Annotated in this window: 15 protein-coding genes and 2 pseudogenes; 7 read left to right on the top strand and 10 right to left on the bottom strand. The window is 68.3% G+C overall.

From position 1 onward, the window contains the following. Window positions 1-45: 45 nt before the first annotated feature. A complete protein-coding gene (locus EV648_RS37180) occupies window positions 46-864 on the bottom strand; it encodes an LLM class F420-dependent oxidoreductase (RefSeq protein ID WP_132300277.1) in 819 nt (272 codons plus the stop codon). A gap of 67 nt (window positions 865-931) precedes the next feature. On the opposite strand from EV648_RS37180, the gene EV648_RS37175 reads away from it, so the two are divergent. Together EV648_RS37175 and EV648_RS37170 are read left to right on the top strand one after the other, a co-directional pair. Then, entirely contained in the window at window positions 932-2323 is a 1392-nt protein-coding gene (locus EV648_RS37175) for an ATP-binding protein (RefSeq protein ID WP_132300275.1), read from the top strand. A gap of 60 nt (window positions 2324-2383) precedes the next feature. Next, window positions 2384-2887: a DinB family protein gene (locus EV648_RS37170; protein ID WP_132300273.1), complete on the top strand. Its 504-nt coding sequence runs from the start codon at window positions 2384-2386 to the stop codon at window positions 2885-2887. Window positions 2888-2926: 39 nt separating this feature from the next. Here EV648_RS37170 and EV648_RS37165 read toward each other — a convergent pair whose 3' ends face one another. Continuing rightward, a complete protein-coding gene (locus EV648_RS37165) occupies window positions 2927-3346 on the bottom strand; it encodes an SRPBCC domain-containing protein (RefSeq protein ID WP_132300271.1) in 420 nt (139 codons plus the stop codon). Window positions 3347-3468: 122 nt separating this feature from the next. On the opposite strand from EV648_RS37165, the gene EV648_RS37160 reads away from it, so the two are divergent. Beyond that, entirely contained in the window at window positions 3469-4455 is a 987-nt protein-coding gene (locus tag EV648_RS37160; protein ID WP_241995984.1) for an SMP-30/gluconolactonase/LRE family protein, read from the top strand. Window positions 4456-4530: 75 nt separating this feature from the next. Here EV648_RS37160 and EV648_RS37155 read toward each other — a convergent pair whose 3' ends face one another. Further along, entirely contained in the window at window positions 4531-5328 is a 798-nt protein-coding gene (locus tag EV648_RS37155) for a dioxygenase (protein ID WP_132300269.1), read from the bottom strand. Window positions 5329-5409: 81 nt separating this feature from the next. Continuing rightward, window positions 5410-5517, bottom strand: a pseudogene (locus EV648_RS37150) (BCCT family transporter); the annotation flags it as partial. A 210-nt stretch (window positions 5518-5727) separates the two neighbouring features. On the opposite strand from EV648_RS37150, the gene EV648_RS37145 reads away from it, so the two are divergent. Next, entirely contained in the window at window positions 5728-6585 is an 858-nt protein-coding gene (locus EV648_RS37145; RefSeq protein ID WP_132300267.1) for an LLM class flavin-dependent oxidoreductase, read from the top strand. On the opposite strand, the gene EV648_RS37140 is transcribed toward EV648_RS37145, so the two are convergent. Together EV648_RS37140 and EV648_RS37135 are read right to left on the bottom strand one after the other, a co-directional pair. Continuing rightward, window positions 6566-7063: a DUF6328 family protein gene (locus tag EV648_RS37140; RefSeq protein ID WP_132300265.1), complete on the bottom strand. Its 498-nt coding sequence runs from the start codon at window positions 7061-7063 to the stop codon at window positions 6566-6568. The two genes, EV648_RS37145 and EV648_RS37140, sit on opposite strands and share 20 nt — an antisense overlap. A 144-nt stretch (window positions 7064-7207) precedes the next feature. Next, window positions 7208-7411 carry a cold-shock protein gene (locus EV648_RS37135; protein ID WP_012921273.1) on the bottom strand — a complete coding sequence of 68 codons (204 nt, stop codon included), beginning with the start codon at window positions 7409-7411 and terminating at the stop codon, window positions 7208-7210. Window positions 7412-7893: 482 nt separating this feature from the next. Here EV648_RS37135 and EV648_RS37130 point away from each other — a divergent pair, with 482 nt between their 5' ends. After that, entirely contained in the window at window positions 7894-8190 is a 297-nt protein-coding gene (locus EV648_RS37130) for a protealysin inhibitor emfourin (protein ID WP_241995982.1), read from the top strand. A gap of 30 nt (window positions 8191-8220) precedes the next feature. Here EV648_RS37130 and EV648_RS37125 read toward each other — a convergent pair whose 3' ends face one another. The 3 genes and pseudogenes from EV648_RS37125 to EV648_RS44505 all read right to left on the bottom strand — a co-directional run. Then, the gene (locus tag EV648_RS37125) at window positions 8221-9831 is read right to left on the bottom strand and encodes a beta-N-acetylhexosaminidase (RefSeq protein ID WP_132300263.1); all 1611 of its coding nucleotides are present in this window, start codon (window positions 9829-9831) and stop codon (window positions 8221-8223) included. Between the two features lie 80 nt (window positions 9832-9911). Beyond that, entirely contained in the window at window positions 9912-10676 is a 765-nt protein-coding gene (locus tag EV648_RS37120) for a fructosamine kinase family protein (RefSeq protein WP_241995980.1), read from the bottom strand. 271 nt (window positions 10677-10947) lie between these two features. Then, window positions 10948-11925, bottom strand: a pseudogene (locus tag EV648_RS44505) (MFS transporter); the annotation flags it as partial. Window positions 11926-12107: 182 nt separating this feature from the next. Here EV648_RS44505 and EV648_RS37110 point away from each other — a divergent pair. Beyond that, a complete protein-coding gene (locus EV648_RS37110) occupies window positions 12108-12527 on the top strand; it encodes a VOC family protein (protein WP_132300257.1) in 420 nt (139 codons plus the stop codon). A 77-nt stretch (window positions 12528-12604) separates the two neighbouring features. Here EV648_RS37110 and EV648_RS37105 read toward each other — a convergent pair whose 3' ends face one another. Continuing rightward, complete coding sequence (locus EV648_RS37105; protein ID WP_132300255.1) at window positions 12605-13177, bottom strand: phytanoyl-CoA dioxygenase family protein; 573 nt, start codon at window positions 13175-13177, stop codon at window positions 12605-12607. 93 nt (window positions 13178-13270) lie between these two features. Here EV648_RS37105 and EV648_RS37100 point away from each other — a divergent pair, with 93 nt between their 5' ends. Next, entirely contained in the window at window positions 13271-14122 is an 852-nt protein-coding gene (locus EV648_RS37100; protein ID WP_132300253.1) for an AraC family transcriptional regulator, read from the top strand. The last annotated feature ends 15 nt before the right edge of the window (window positions 14123-14137 follow it).

Below are 14137 nucleotides of genomic sequence, written 5' to 3'. Positions count from 1 at the left end.
GCGGTCCGGAGTACGCCGGTACTGCGGACCGCGGGCGGCAGGTGGTCAGACCTGGCCGTTGACCTCGTCGCGCCAGGCGACCCAGTCGCGGACCAGGCCGAGGTCGTAGTCCGGGCCGGAGGTGCTGATGGTGAACAGCCGGGTGCCCACGTCGAGCAGGGACTTGCCCAGCTCCTCGGGGGTCTTGTCGCCGACGCCGGCCGAGCGCTCGATCTCGCCCGGGTCGCGGCCGATCGTCTTGCAGTGCCCGTCGAGCACGTCGTGCTTGTGCGCGATCGTCTCGGCGTCGCCGAAGCCGTGCCAGATGTTCGCGTGCTGCGCGACGAGCTTCAGCGTCTTCTTCTCGCCGCCACCGCCGATCAGCACCGGGATGTCGCGGGTCGGCTTCGGGTTGAGCTTGGTCCAGCGCTGCTCGATCCGCGGCAGCGCCTCGCCGAGCGCGTCCAGCCGGCCGCCCGCCGTACCGAACTCGTAGCCGTACTCGTCGTAGTCCCGCTGGAACCAGCCGGACCCGATGCCGAGGATCAGCCGGCCGTCGCTGATGTGGTCGACCGTCCGCGCCATGTCGGCGAGCAGGTCGGGGTTGCGGTAGGAGTTGCAGGTGACCAGGGCGCCGATCTCGACCCGTTCGGTCGCTTCCGCCCAGGCGGCGAGCATGGTCCAGGCCTCGAAGTGCAGGCCGTCCGGCTCACCCGAGAGCGGGTAGAAGTGGTCCCAGTTGAACGCCACGTCGACGCCGATCTCCTCGGCCGCGGCGACGGTCCGCCGGATGTCGGCGTACTCGGCGTGCTGGGGCTGAACCTGAACGCCGATCCGTACCGGGAAAGTGCTGTACGGACGGGCAGTGGACTCAGTCGATGTCATGGTGGAGAGCCTATACGCCGTATCGGAGGATCCTCCGGTACGGCCACCATCCGAACTGGGGGACCCGATGCCCGAGCACGAGCAGTTACGCGAGCGCGAAGAGATCGACGAGTTCGCCAGGTTGTTCACCGGGTTCCTGGAGCGGATGCAGTTGCCGCGGGTCGGGGCGGGCCGGGAGAACTTGAGAGAGCGGTTGCTGGCTCATCTCGGCGTCGATCCGGAGGGGCTGCCGGTGGTCGAGTCCGGGTTCCCGGCGTTCGACCTACCGAACGTGCAACTGGCGCTGGAGGCGTGGTTCGACACCTTCGAGGTGATCGGGCTGGCCGGACAGGACCGGAACCACTACACCCTGTCGGAACTGCTCGAGGTCGCCGAGCAACGCCAGTACGGTGTGGGTGCGGTCGACTACGAGCGGATCTCCGTCGACGTGGATGAGCGGATGGACTGCGTCGCCTTCGGGTTCTACCTCGGTGTCCAGGGCGACGACCGGTACGTCGCGCTGCTGCGCAAGGCCAACCCGCAGTACGGCCGGATGACCGTGCAGCTGGAGGTGCTTGCCACCGGCAAGGTAGCCGGAGAGCGCTTCCTGCGTGCTCTGCCCGATCTCATCCAGGAGCACAACGTGTTCCGCGGCAAGGTGGTGTCCTTCGAGGGGCACGACTTCGGCAAGGGCGTCGGGCCGTTCCTGCTGCACCGGCGGCCGAGCCTCAGCAGGGACGACGTGGTGCTGCCGCCGGGCGTCCTCGAGCGGGTCGAACGTGAGGTGATCGGCGTCGCGGAACACCGCGAGACGCTGCTGCGCGCGGGCCAGCATCTTCGCCGTGGAGTCCTCCTCTACGGACCGCCGGGGACGGGCAAGACCCACACGGTCCGGTATCTGCTGTCCCGGCTCCCCTCGTTCACCGTCGTGCTGCTCGCCGGCATCAGCATCAGGTACATCGCTGAGGCTTGTGCGCTCGCCCGGATGCTCGAGCCGGCGCTGGTTGTGCTGGAGGACTGTGACCTGATCGCCGAATCGCGGGACCACTTCCAAGGCGGCAACGCCCTGCTCTTCCAGGTGCTCAACGAGATGGACGGTCTTGCCGAGGAAGCGGACGTGGCCTTCCTGCTCACGACCAACCGCGCGGACGTCCTCGAGCCCGCGCTGGTGCAGCGGCCGGGGCGGATCGACCTCGCGGTGGAGGTGCCACTGCCGGACTCCGAAGGGCGGGCGCGCCTGCTGTCGCTCTACGGACCCGGACTCGAGTTCAGCCAGTCCGCCGTCGACGAGGTGGTCGCCCAGACCGAAGGAACCACCGCCTCGTTCGCGAGAGAGCTCGTACGGCGTGCCGTGCTGCTCGCCGCTGAGAACGGATCCGGCTCGGTCGGTGATGCCGAACTCCGCGCCGCCGCCGGCGAACTCCTCTCCTCCCAGGACACCCTCACCCGCCACCTCCTAGGCAGCCCGGGGCCCACCTGACGCAGCCAGGCCAACTGCCGTTGGTCAGCGGCTGTCGGTTCTGGACGGTAGGTTCCGGGCATGGACCTCAACGGCAGACCTGATCCGCCCACGGACGCGGGGGAGAAGGAGACGCTGGTCGGCTTTCTCGACTTCCAGCGCGCCACGCTCCGCTGGAAGTGCGAAGGCCTGACCCCGGTGCAGCTCGGCACCGCGGCGATCGACCCCTCGTCGATGACGCTGCACGGCCTGATCCGGCACCTGACCGAGGTCGAGCTCGACTGGTCGGTCGGCACCTTCACCGACGAGCCGGTCGTCTACGCGTACTCCTCGCCCGAGAATCCCGAAGGCGACTGGATCGGTCTGGACCCCGCGCAGTACCACGCGGACCTGCACCGGTACGACGAAGCCGTCGAGCGAGCGCGATCGGTGGTCAAGGATCTTGATCCCGGGCACACCGTCGAGGACAACGGCAAGCGGTACACGCTGCGCTGGGTGCTCGCTCACATGATCGAGGAGTACGCCCGCCACAACGGCCACGCCGACCTCCTCCGCGAACGCCTGGACGGCTCCACGGGCGAGTAGCGCGCCCACCAAGCGACCCGGCTGAGCGAGTAGTGCGGCTCAGGCCGGGTCCGAGCGGTGCGATTCGGCCAGTAGGTCGAGCATGTGGGATACGCCGGACTCGACCTCGGACTGCTGTTCCGGGGTCAGGCCGGAGCTGTGGTAGGTCAGCTCGGTCCGGTCCGCCGCGAGTTCGCGCAACGTCACAGTGACGACCTCGTCAGGCCCGGACAGATGGATGACGAGGGTCCGGGGCACATCGAGATCACCGAACTTCAAGGAGAACGGGACCTCGGTGCCGTCCTGCGTGGCAACGAAGACCGCCGAGATGGTCCCGCCTGGACGGACATCGATGGCGACGCGATCGGCCGGCGTGGTGAAACCTTCCGCGACGAACCACTGCGCGAAGTACGCCGGGTCGGTGAAGGAACGGACCACCTGGTCCGGGGCTGCTTCGACGGTACGGGTGAAGGTGAACATCGTGGGCTCCTTCAGGACTGAGTGAGAACTGGGCTGGAGAGTTCTGATGGCCCTCACTCTGTCCGGCACCCCTTCCGGATTGTTTTCGATCTGTTGACGGCGTCAGCCGTTACTGTCGGGTCATGAGCCCGAAGTCGAGCATCGCTCCTGTTCGCTGGACACCTCCGGCCGCTCCCGTGGCCCGCCAACCGCAGCGGATCGAAGTACGGACCGTCGGGTTGCCGGGCACCGGACCCGAGGACGCGTTGATCGACGAGGACGGCAGCGTCCTGACCGGCCTGCTGGACGGCCGGATCCTCCGGGTCAGTGCCGACGGCAGCGCGATCAGCGTGCTGGCCGACACCGGTGGGCGTCCGCTCGGCCTGGAGTGGCTCCCGGATGGCAAGGTGCTGATCTGCGACGCGAACCGCGGGCTGCTGACGCTCGACAAGGACGGGCGGATCACCACGCTGCTCGCCGAGATCGACGGCCGGCCGATGAAATTCTGCAACAACGCGGACATCCTGCCCGACGGCACGATCTACTTCACCGACTCGTCCACCCGGTTCGGCATCGACGAGTGGATGGCGGACCTGCTCGAGCACTCCAGCACTGGCAGCCTCTACCGGCTCACCCCGGCCGGCGAGCTCACCCGCCTGACGACGAACCGCTCGTTCCCCAACGGGGTCGCGCTGAGCGGTGACCAGACCACGTTGTTCTTCGCCGAGACCGCGAGCTACGGCCTGTTCAAGCTCGACCTGACCACCGAGGACGCCGAGCCCGAACTGGTCACGAGGATCCCCGGCCTGCCGGACAACATCGCGCGCGGCTCGGACGGGCTGATCTGGGTCGCGGTCGGCTCACCGCGCAACGCCCTGCTGGACTTCCTGCTGCCCAAACCGCCGGTACTGCGCAAGGTGGTCTGGGGCCTGCCCGAGTCGCTGAAGCCGAAGGCGGCCGACATCATCGAGATCCAGGCGTACGACGACGACGGGAACCTGGTCCACGATCTCCGGGGCAAGCACCCGGACTTCCGGATGCCCACCGGAGTACGGGAGCGCGACGGGAAGGTGTGGCTGAGCAGCATCGGCACCACCCACCTCGCGACCTTCGACACCCCAACCCGCTAGTGTCCGCCAACCCGCTTGCGTCCGAAGAAGCCGAGGTCATAGCCCTCGGTTCTTCGGACGCAAGGGCAGGAACGGTCAGCCGAGCTGCCAGGAGCGCTTGGACAGGCCGTACCAGAAGCCGTCCACCACGGTGTCGGCCGAGCCGACCGAGTCCTCGGCGGCGCCGAGCGACACGAACAGCGGCGCGAAGTGCTCGGTCCGCGGGTGTGCGATCGAGGCGGCCGGTCCCTTGTGCAGGAAGTCGATCAGCGAGTCGATGTCTTGGGCGGCGAGTGCTCGCCTGGCCCAGTCGTCGAACTCGATCGACCAGTTCGGTGCGGCGCCGTCGGGCGAGCCGCCGAGGTTGACCGCGCTCAGGTTGTGCGTGGTGAACCCGCTGCCGACGATCAGCACGCCCTGGTCGCGGAGCGGCGCCAGTTTGCGGCCGATGTCGAACAACTGCTTCGGGTCCAGCGTGGGCATCGACACCTGCAGGACGGGGATGTCCGCCTCGGGGTACATCTCCTTCAACGGCACGTATGCGCCGTGGTCCAGCCCGCGCGTCGGGTCGTCGTACACGGGAGTCGCGGGGGAGTGCAGCAGTTTGCGGACCTGGTCGGCGAGCTCCGGCGCGCCCGGGGCGGCGTACTGGACCTGGTAGTAGCGCTCCGGGAAGCCCCAGAAGTCGTACAGCAGCGGCACGGTCTCGGTCGCGGCGAGGGTGAGCGGCGCCGCCTCCCAGTGTGCCGACACGATCAGGATCGCCTTCGGCTTGGTGAAGCCGGCGGAGACAGCGGCGAGCTCTGCCGTCCACTGCCGGTCGTCGGCCAGCGGCGGCGCGCCGTGGCTCAGGTACAGCACCGGCGTCCGGCTGACATGCAGGGTGTCACTCATCGTCGTCTCCGCCTCTCGGGTTCTTTCTCCTTCCAATGTAGTTGAACACTCAATTTATTCCTACGGCTCGCGCATCAGGCTGACCAGCGACGGCACCAGCATGACGCCGGTGACGAACTGGCGGATCGTCCGGCCGCGGCTGATCCGCGCGATGAACATGCCGACGAACGGCGTCCACGAGATCCACCAGTGTTCGACAGCCATTGGATGCCCTTGGCAACCGCGAGCCAGAGCACGTACACGACGAAGCCCGAGGCGAGCAGCACGAACGGCCAGCTAGGGGGATTGCGCTACGACCGTGCCGAAGATCGTGGCGAAACGCAACCATCGTGGCGTCGGCCACATCGGCGAGTCGCGCTGCCACTGCCGCCCGCGGGCGTACCCGCTACTGTGCGAATCATGCGATTCGGAATCACGATCCTGCCGGAGTACCGCTGGTCCGAGGCGGAGTCGAAGTGGCGACGTGCCGAGGAGCTCGGCTTCGATCACGCCTGGACCTACGACCACCTCACGTGGCACGGCCTGCAGGACTCCCCGTGGTACGGGACCACGCAGACGCTCACCGCGGCGGCGCTGGTGACCTCGACGATCACGCTCGGCACGTTCGTCACCTCGCCGAACTTCCGGCACCCGCTGACGCTGACCCGCGAGATCCTCGCCCTGGACGACATCTCGCAGGGCCGCTTCCTCTGCGGGATCGGCTCCGGCGGCGGGATCGACCAGACCATCCTCGGCGGCGACGAGTTGACGGCACGGCAGAAGGTCGACCGGCTCGAGGAGTTCGTCGGGCTGCTCGACACGTTGCTCACCACGGACGGCGTCGACCACCAAGGCGAGTACTTCGAGACCCGGAACGCGCGCACGCTGCCCGGGTGTGTCCAGCAACCGCGGGTGCCCTTCATCATGGCGGCGAACGGCCCGCGCTCCCTCCGCCTGGCCACCAGGTACGGCGCCGGCTGGGTGACCACCGGGCTGAAGTCGGCCGACTTCGAGACCTGGTTCTCCTCGGTGCGCGACCTCAGCCACCGGCTGGACGACGTACTGGAGGAGGGACGGCCGTTCGACCGGTACCTCGCGCTGGACTCGGCGCGTTACTCCCTGAGCAGCGTCGACGCCTTCGAGGACGTCGTCGGGCGCGCGGCGGACCTTGGCTTCACCGACGTCATCACCCACTGGCCCCGCGCCGAAGGTGTCTACGCCGGTAGCGAGGACACCCTCGAGCAGATCGCGACCGAGGTCATTCCTCGTCTTCGCTAGCGCGTCGGACGTAGGCGGGCAGGACGTACCAGAAGCCGACGAACCAAGCGAGCACGAGCGCCACGGTGACGATCGCGACCGTGCGGTTCAGTACCACGTCGATCGCCAGCAGCACGCCGCCGCAGATCGCGAGCATCAGGAGCACCAGGCCGCCACTGGTCAGGTGGTGCGCGATCGGGATCATCCGGTCTCGCAGCTTCTTCTGGAACACGATCCGGTGGAATGACACCGGCGCCAGGAACAGGCCCATCGCCAGGGCGGAGGCGATCAGGGTGCCGGCGTAGACGTCGTGGGTGAACGCGTCCGCATCCTGGAACCGGTTGGTGAAGGCGATGCTGAGCAGGAACGCGAACAGGATCTGGGTGCCGGTCTGGGCCAGCCGGAGTTCCTGCAGCAACTCGTTCCAGTGCCTGTCGAGGCGCTCGCCCTCGTCCTCTTCCCTGCGCCGGTAGTCGCCGGGACGGTCTTCCTTCGTCATCTGTCTCCTCACGCCGGACAGGTACCCCGCGGGAAACTGTGACCGATCCTCGGGGCCTGGCGAAAGGGCGCAAGCGAAGGGCCGCTCACCGGTCGGTGAGCGGCCCTCTCGTTATTCAGTTCTTAGAAGGTCCTGATCCTGAGATCAGATCGGGCGGATGTTCTCCGCCTGCAGGCCCTTCTGGCCCTGGGTGATCTCGAACTCGACGCGCTGGTTCTCGTCCAGCGAGCGGAAGCCCGAGGTCTGGATGGCCGAGTAGTGCGCGAACACGTCCGCGCCACCGTCATCCGGGGTGATGAAGCCGAAGCCCTTGTCAGCGTTGAACCACTTGACAGTACCGACAGCCATTGTTGTCTATCTCCTTGATGGCTTGTAACAAGACGCGATCCACACCTCATGAACCGCGTGTCGCCGAAAGGCCCCAGACGACGAAACCGGCCGTACAGCACAGCGAAAGTCAGTGGGAGTCCAAAACTGCAACGCGATAACTGTAGCCGATCTCGAGCCTCGTGTGGGGGGTGACCGCGAACACGTGTCGCGGAAAGTTGCAGCCCGCCACGCTCCGTGGCTTTCACGTCGCCCGGATGACCGGTTTCCGCGGGGCCGGCCCGGCCTGGCCCATAGACAACGAACCCCCCGCCGACCTGCTGTTTCGCGCTCAGACAGGCCTGTGACAGCGGTTCCGGACCCCGACAAGGGTGGACAACGGGCCCTATACGCCGGGTAATGGCCGCAAGTCCGCTGTGAATTCGTCCGGCGTGTCGTACGGCGCTGGACAACCGGCGCGGCGCGGGCAAAGGTTTGGTACGACGCGGACGGAAGGCCCGGGATTGATCCTCAGAGTGGTACGCAGCGGTGGTTTCGCCGGCCTGATGGCCCGGGGCGAGCTCGACACGTCGGCTGATCCGGACGCGGAGCGGCTCGAACGGGTCGCCCGCGGCCTGGACCAGGCGCGGCTGGGTTCCGGGCGCCCGCAGCCCGACAGGTACGTCTACCAGCTCCAGGTACGCGACAGCGACGACGCGGAGCCGACGGAGCTGACTCTGGCCGAGCAGGACCTCGATCAGGAGACCGCCTGGCTCCTGGACCGAGTGCTGCAGTCCCAGGAGCCAGGCGGCGGAGCCTAGCCGGCGCCAGCTGATCTAGTACCAGTTGATCTAGCGCCAGTTGATCTCGGGCGCACGGTAGAAGTTGACGCTGAGGATGTCCCAGCGGGAGCCCTGGGCGCCCAGGCGGTCCTTGTAGGCGGTCCAGTCGAGCGCGGAGGCCTGCGACCAGCCCAACTCGGCCACACCTGGCAGACGCGGGAACGCCATGTACTCGAGCTTGTCGAGGTCGTCCAGCGTCTCCGTCCAGATCGGCGCCTCAACCCCGGCGACAGCGCTCTCCGGCAGGTCGGGGACCAGCGTGGACGGGTTCCAGTCGTACGCCGTCTTCACGTCGACCAGCCCGGCCCAGTCCTGCCCGTACGGCGTGCTGTCGTCGTACTTCATGTCCAGGTACGCCCGGTTCGCCGGAGACATCACGACCTGGGCGCCCTGGGCAGCAGCCTTGCGGGCCAGTTCCTGCGACCGCGCGTCGTCGGTGCCCCAGTACTGCGCGATGCTGCCGGCGGGCAGGGGTGTCTCGGCGATCTCCTGCCATCCCATGACCCGCTTGTGCTGCTTGGTGACGAGTGCGGCCGCCTTCGGGACGAAGGTGAGGTAGTCCGAGTGCGGCGTGGAGTGCGCCTCGTCGCCGCCCAGGTGGATGACGTCGCCGGGCGCCTGCTGCGCGACCTCGCGGAACACGTCGTCCAGGAAGCTGTACGTGATGTCCTTGCCGACGCAGAGCGAGCTGAAGCCCACGTCCGTGCCGGTGTAGAGCGGCGGAGCCACCCCGTCGCAGTTCAGGTCGGCGTACGACGCCAGCGCCGCGTTGGTGTGACCCGGGGTGTCGATCTCCGGGATCACCGTCAGATAGTGGTCGGCGGCGTACCGGACGATCTCGGCGAAGTCCGCCTTGGTGTACGAGCCGCCGGGCGTGCCGTTGACCTCCAGGCTGCCCCCGTACGTCGTGAGCCTCGGCCAGGAGTCCACCTGGATCCGCCAGCCCTGGTCGTCCGAGAGGTGCAGGTGGAGCTTGTTCAGCTTGTAGAGCGAGATGAGGTCGATGTAGCGCTTCACCTCGGTTACCGAGAAGAAGTGCCGGGATACGTCGAGCATGGCGCCGCGATACCCGTACCGCGGGGAGTCGGCGATCGTAGTGCCGGCAACCCGCCAGGGGCCGGTCTGACGCCGGGCGGCGTCGGCCTTGGCGGGCAGTAGCTGCCGGAGCGTGGTGACTCCGCGGTACAGGCCCTCGGGGGTTGCCGCCGTCACGCTCACCGCGGAGCGGTCGACGCGCAACTGGTATCCCTCGGCCCCGAGAGAGGCCGGGCCGTTGGTGGACAGCTTCACGTCGGCCACCCCCGGCACAAGCGGGATCACCGGCAGCGGGTAGCCGGTAGAGCGTCGCAGCTGAGCAGTGAGCTGGTCTGCGACCTTGCGGGCGGCCCGGCTCTCCTTGGCGCTCGACGCGACGCCCACGATGCTCCAGGGCTTCAGGGTGAAGTCCTGGCCGTCGAGAGCCTGCTGAGACACCGGCTTGGGGATCAGGGCGGGCGTGGAGGCGGCCTGCGGCTGGGCCGCGGCCGGCGTGGTGGTGGCGATCAGGGGAGTCGCTAGCAGGGCGGCTGTGAGGAGGCCGGCCAGCGAGACCCGACGGCTGGGGCGGGCGAGTCGTGTCATGACTCGAAGTGAACGTCTGCTCACAGCCCCAGTCAAGATCTTTCGGCAATCTCCCTGCATTACTCGCGCGTACGGCGAGCTCAGTCGTACTTCCGCGCTATCGCCAGGGCTTGGGGCACGTACGACGAGCCGAACATCACCACATGCGTCAGCAGCGGGTGGAGCCGGTGCAGGCCGACCCGATCCCGCCAGCCGTCCGTCAGGGGATGGGCCTCGTTGTAGGCGCGCAGTACTCGCTCCAACTGGGGTATGCCGAACAGCCCGAGCATGGCCAGGTCCGTCTCGCGGTGGCCGCCGTGAGCCGCCGGGTCGATCAGGTGCACTCCGTCGGCGGTCCAGAAGACGTTGCCCGACCACAGGTCACCGTGGATCCGGCACGGCTGCTCCGCCGGGTCGTCATACGCGCCGTCCGTCAACCTGCGGCACAGGCGCTCGAAGACGACCAGCTGGTGGTCGTCGATCGTGCCCTGGTCGTAGGCCATCCGTAGATACGGCCGGACCCGCAGAGACGCGTAGAACTCACCCCACGCCGTTGTGGGTTCCAGAGTGTGCGGCAACTCGATCGTGCCGATGTAGCCGTCGGTCTCCCACCCATCGGGCGGTACGCCGAAGTGGCGCGCGCCGGTGTCATGCAGGACCGCCAGCCGCCGGCCGAACTCGTCAGCGGCAGCGCCCGTCGGTGGCACCGGATTCAGTCGTGGGGTCGCCAGGCGGCCGGGGGACACCTGCAGCGGCCGCGCCACCGGGACGCCGCCGGCGACGTCTAGCCAGCGCAGACCGGCGGCCTCGACCTCGAAGAACCCGGGCGGAGCATCGTGCCTCTCCTTCACGAAGGCGTCGGTCATGGCGGCACTCTGCCACGAAGCCTTCGTCATCGAGGAAATAGCGATCAGGCTCACCGGGGCCAGTGGTGCTCCCGGACCGGCGAGCCAGCCAGGGTTCGGTGAGCATGGCTGCGACAGCCATGGCTGTCAGCAGGCCCCCCACCAGCGCGATGCTGCGCACGCCTGTGTTGTCGATCAGCAGTCCACCGATCAGCGCGCCCCCTGCGATACCGACGTTGAAGGCGGAACTGCTGCCTGCCAGAGCGATGTCGGTACTGCCCGGTGCTACGTCGAGGGTCCTGTTCTGCCCGGCGACGGCGAACGCGCTGAAAGCTACGCCGATCGCCGTGAGCAGGGCGATGGCCACCGGCTGGTACTGGCCCAGGGCGAAGAGGCTGAGTAGGGCGCAGGTGGCGAGCCCGAGTGGCCAGACGACTGCGGCCCACGGGTGCCGGTCGAGGAGTGTCCCGACCACCAGTGTGCCGACCAGTCCACCGAGTCCGGTGGCGAGCAGGACCGGCCCGAGCAGGGCAGGTGAGAAACCGCTGACATCGAGGAGGAACGGCGCGACGTAGGTGTTGACGGTCAGGAGTCCGGTGACAGCGACCGCGGAGCTGAAGATGAGGAGCAGGTACCTGCGGAGGTCCGGAGCGCTCCCACGGGCCGAGTTACTGTCCGCTGGGGCGATCGTAGGCAGGAGCACCGCGATGCCGGCACAGGCCAGGAGGCCCAGTGCGCCCATCACGACGAACGGCGTCCGCCAGCCCGCCTGCTGACCGAGCCACGTGCCCAAGGGGATGCCCAGCACGGGAGCGAGCGAAGTTCCGATGGCTAGGCGGGCGACGACGCGGCCGCGGCGTTCAGGCGAGAACAGCCCGACGGCGGCCGGTGCGACCACAGACCAGAACAGGGCCTGGGTGAGCCCGATGACGAGGCGCGCGGCGAACAGAACCGGGTAGCTGGGGGCGAATGCCGACAGCAGCGTCGCCGCACCGAAGACGCCGAGGGTGGCGGTCAGCACGAGCCTGCGCGGCAGTTTCTGGGTGACGCGGGCGAGGGGCAGGGAGGCGAGCACCACGACGACCGCATAGCCGGTGACGAGGTGCCCGACCTGTGATCGGGACCGGTCGAGGTCGTCCGCCATCACCGTGAGAAGTCCCATCGGCAGGACCTCGGTGGTGACGAACGTGAACGTCGAGACCGCCAGCACCGTCAAGGCGGCGGCCGCGCGCCGGGGGGACACGACCGGAGCGTCGACCGGGACAGCCATGGGTTACTCCTCGAGGTGTGAACGCCTGGGTGCTCGTCAGCCGGAGACGACTGACCCCTCAACAAGGCGTGTCGAAAGATGCGGACTGTCGGTCCGACCTGTCATCGTTGGCGGTCGGCCGGGCCTGCCAACCAGAGTGGGCGCGGCTCAGTGATCATCCTGACAAGGAAGCTGGAGGACAGATGACGCAGGTGGCAGAGCAGCCGGGCAGCACTGCCGGGCGGCTCGGCTCGGTGGTGCTGGATTGCCCGGACCCGCTCGAGCTCGCCCGGTTCTACTCGGCGCTGTTCGGCCTGGAGGTCGACGAGCACGGTGACGACGACTGGCGGAGCCTGACCGGCCCCGGGTCGACGCTCGGCTTCCGTCGCTCGGAGGACTACGTCCCTGCCACCTGGCCCGGGCCGGCCGGCTCGTCTGGTGCCGATGGTCAGCAACTCCACCTCGACCTCATCGTCGACGACCTGTCCAGCGGACACGCGACGGTCGTCGCCCTCGGGGCGGAGCCCCTCGACCCGGTGGACGCCCCGCCCGCGGAGAACGAGCGCGGCTGGCGCGTGTACGCCGACCCGGCCGGCCACCCCTTCAGGATCTGCCTGGAGTGAATCCGCACGCATCACCCGGCTCAGGAACCAGCTCTGGGCCGGGTGATTTCGCGTGCGCGCTGTGGCCGGGGGACTGGTCACGTCCACTCGGAGCACCCGGCGAACGGGAAGTCGCGACCTTCGACGTACCGGGGTCGTGGCTGGTAGCTGTTCACGCCGGGGGAGCCCTGGAGATGGAACGCGCTCGGGTACGGCACTTCGGGATCGGTGATGCGGGTCGAGGTCGGGATGTAGCGGATCGTCAGGCCACAGCGCCGGTTCGGTGAGGTGTTCGCGTTGCTGCCGTGCACGATGTTCGGGTGGTGCACCTCGACGTCGCCGGGCGCCAGCACCATGTCGACCGCCTGGGACTCGTCCACCTCGACCGCGATCTCCTTGCCGAGAACGCTCTCCACGGTCTCGTTGTCGCGCATCTCGGCGACCGGCCCGCGGTGGCTGCCCGGGACCACCCAGAAAGGGTCGTCCCGCAGGAACGCGTGACCGAGTTGCTCTGGCCGGACGTCAGGATGCCTCGCTTGCAGCCAGCCGACGTGATCGTTCACCTCGTTGATCAGGCTCTCGTCGATCACGCCGCGGCAGATGACGTAGCCGTCGCGTTCGAAGGCTTCGACCGCGTCCCCGGAGAGCTGGTTCTCCGCTGCTGAAGTCATGCCGCACCCCCTTGGACAGTCCTACCCGCCATCGTCCTGGACCAGGCATGGACGGGCTAGCAACGAGCTGACGCAAACTTGTAGCTTGTTGATGTGAGTCAGGTACTGCGGTTCGCGTCGTCGGCGCTCGGTCGTCCGTACCACGCGGCCCGTGTCCTGCTCACGCCGCGGACACCTCCTTCCGAGCCGCACACGCACGCGGACTTCCACGAGTTCATGGGCGTCACCCGCGGCCGTGGTGACCACCTGCTGGACACCGGCACGGTCCCGCTGGAGGTGGGCGATGTCGTCCTCGTCCGGCCGCGCGACCGGCATGCGTTCCGTGGTTCGGCGCCGGACGGCCTGGAGTTCGTCAACGTGGCGTACCCGAGCTCGGCCTGGCAGGGATTCCTGAACCTGACCAGGACGAATCCGACCGGCAGCTGGGACGCGGCCCGGCAACCGATTACCTTCCGGCCGGGTGATCCGGGGGCCGTGGTGGCGACGTTCGAGAGCGCCCTGGAGCGCTTCTCCGACGGTCCCGGCACCTTCGACCTGGTGCGCTTCTGGATCGATCTGCTGCCACAGGTCTCGCCCGAGGAACTGCCCGCGACAGCGCCTGGCCAGCAGGCGCCAGACTGGTTGGTGGAGGCCTGCGGGGCGATGCGTGCCGAGGAGAACCTGCGCGGAGGAGTACCGCAGCTGCTCGAGTTGGCCCGGGTAAGTCCGGCCCATCTGTCCCGCACCCTGCGGACGGCGTACGGGGTGAGGCCGACGGACTTCGTCGCCGATCTCCGCCTCGAGCACGCCGCCTCGTTGCTAGCAGCAACCACCGGGTCGATCGCCGAGATCGCCGTCCGCTGCGGCTTCTCCAGCCAGTCCTACTTCACCCGCTGCTTCACCGCCGCCCACGCCGTATCGCCCCGAACCTTCCGCCACCAGGCCCAACGCGCCTTCGTCCCGTGACCGTCCGCGCTCGCC

Origin of the sequence: Kribbella sp. VKM Ac-2568 (assembly GCF_004345365.1) — a bacterium.
GTDB lineage: Bacteria > Actinomycetota > Actinomycetes > Propionibacteriales > Kribbellaceae > Kribbella > Kribbella orskensis.
This window is presented reverse-complemented; position numbering and strand designations above follow the sequence as displayed.

Bases quoted from the DNA above. Each gene is read 5' to 3' on its own strand.
- EV648_RS37155 (WP_132300269.1), bottom strand. From the start codon at position 5,328: ATGAGTGACACCCTGCATGTCAGCCGGACGCCGGTGCTGTACCTGAGC.
- EV648_RS37105 (WP_132300255.1), bottom strand. From the start codon at position 13,177: ATGACTTCAGCAGCGGAGAACCAGCTCTCCGGGGACGCGGTCGAAGCC.
- EV648_RS37125 (WP_132300263.1), bottom strand. From the start codon at position 9,831: ATGACACGACTCGCCCGCCCCAGCCGTCGGGTCTCGCTGGCCGGCCTC.
- EV648_RS37135 (WP_012921273.1), bottom strand. From the start codon at position 7,411: ATGGCTGTCGGTACTGTCAAGTGGTTCAACGCTGACAAGGGCTTCGGC.
- EV648_RS37165 (WP_132300271.1), bottom strand. From the start codon at position 3,346: ATGTTCACCTTCACCCGTACCGTCGAAGCAGCCCCGGACCAGGTGGTC.
- EV648_RS37140 (WP_132300265.1), bottom strand. From the start codon at position 7,063: ATGACGAAGGAAGACCGTCCCGGCGACTACCGGCGCAGGGAAGAGGAC.
- EV648_RS37145 (WP_132300267.1), top strand. From the start codon at position 5,728: ATGCGATTCGGAATCACGATCCTGCCGGAGTACCGCTGGTCCGAGGCG.
- EV648_RS37120 (WP_241995980.1), bottom strand. From the start codon at position 10,676: ATGACCGACGCCTTCGTGAAGGAGAGGCACGATGCTCCGCCCGGGTTC.
- EV648_RS37170 (WP_132300273.1), top strand. From the start codon at position 2,384: ATGGACCTCAACGGCAGACCTGATCCGCCCACGGACGCGGGGGAGAAG.
- EV648_RS37160 (WP_241995984.1), top strand. From the start codon at position 3,469: ATGAGCCCGAAGTCGAGCATCGCTCCTGTTCGCTGGACACCTCCGGCC.
- EV648_RS37175 (WP_132300275.1), top strand. From the start codon at position 932: ATGCCCGAGCACGAGCAGTTACGCGAGCGCGAAGAGATCGACGAGTTC.
- EV648_RS37110 (WP_132300257.1), top strand. From the start codon at position 12,108: ATGACGCAGGTGGCAGAGCAGCCGGGCAGCACTGCCGGGCGGCTCGGC.
- EV648_RS37180 (WP_132300277.1), bottom strand. From the start codon at position 864: ATGACATCGACTGAGTCCACTGCCCGTCCGTACAGCACTTTCCCGGTA.